The sequence below is a fragment of the Streptomyces plumbidurans genome, assembly GCF_019857225.1.
Classification (GTDB): Bacteria; Actinomycetota; Actinomycetes; order Streptomycetales; family Streptomycetaceae; genus Streptomyces; species Streptomyces plumbidurans.
Window position 1 is genome coordinate 1 of the sequence record NZ_JAFJSY010000172.1, and the last position, 1,039, is coordinate 1,039.

A 1,039-nucleotide genomic window follows, 5' to 3' on the forward strand; every position below is an offset into this window, starting at 1 on the left:
TCCTGCGCAAGGCCTACGGCGGCGCCTACATCGTCATGGACAGCCAGTCCATCGGTGCGGACCTCACGTACGCCTGGCCCACCAACGAGATCGCCGTGATGGGCGCGGAAGGTGCCGCCAACGTCATCTTCCGCCGGCAGATCGCCGACGCCGAGGACCCCGAGGCCATGCGGGCCCGCATGGTCAAGGAGTACAAGTCCGAGCTCATGCACCCCTACTACGCGGCCGAGCGCGGCCTGGTCGACGACGTCATCGACCCGACCGAGACCCGCGAGGTTCTCATCCGCTCCCTGGCGATGCTGCAGACCAAGCACGCGGACCTGCCGTCCCGCAAGCACGGCAACCCCCCGCAGTAACACCTCTCTCACGGAGACCGAGACCTATGAGCACCCCTGACATTCGCGTCGAGAAGGGCCACGCCGAGCCCGAGGAAGTGGCCGCCATCACGGCCGTCCTCCTGGCTCGCGCCGCGGCCGCCCCGTCGGACGTACAGGCCCACCCCGGCCGCCCCAAGGCCGCCTGGCGCCGCCTGGAGCGAGAGGGCGGCTTCCGAGCCCCCCACAGCTGGCACGGCTAGCCAGAACGCCACCTGAGCACACGGAAGGGCCCCTCTCACCAGAGAGGGGCCCTTTTAGTTTTTTTTGGGGGCGCGGGGAACTGCGCGACAAGCCAATGGGCCGCCGCAGACGGCAAACAACCGTCCGTGGCAGCCCAGTAGCCGCAAGCGCAAGAACCAGTACCGGTTACCGAAGCCGCGCCATCAGCGCATGCTCCACCAACGTGATCAAAGCAGACTTCGCGTCGGCACGATGCCGCGCATCGGTGGTGATGATCGGAGTGTCCGGCCCGATCTGCAACGCCTCCCGCACCTCATCCGGGCTGTACGGCTGATTCCCGTCGAACCCGTTGAGCGCGATCACAAAGGGCAGACCCGAGTTCTCGAAGTAGTCGACCGCCGGGAAGCAGTCGGCGAGACGCCGGGTGTCCACGAGCACGATCGCGCCGATCGCACCGCGGACCAGGTCGTCCCACATGAACC

General features: G+C 67.6%; 3 protein-coding genes. 2 read left to right on the forward strand and 1 reads right to left on the reverse strand.

All coding sequences use genetic code 11. The features are described 5' to 3' along the window. Positions 1 to 356: carboxyl transferase domain-containing protein (locus JYK17_RS40260; protein ID WP_308011746.1), on the forward strand; the 356-nt coding region annotated here is incomplete at its 5' end. 26 nt (positions 357 to 382) lie between these two features. Beyond that, positions 383 to 577: an acyl-CoA carboxylase subunit epsilon gene (locus JYK17_RS40265; RefSeq protein ID WP_016432459.1), complete on the forward strand. Its 195-nt coding sequence runs from the start codon at positions 383 to 385 to the stop codon at positions 575 to 577. Between the two features lie 166 nt (positions 578 to 743). On the opposite strand, the gene JYK17_RS40270 is transcribed toward JYK17_RS40265, so the two are convergent. Beyond that, on the reverse strand, positions 744 to 1,039 hold a 296-nt coding region (locus tag JYK17_RS40270; RefSeq protein ID WP_222812327.1), incomplete at its 5' end, for a GTP-binding protein.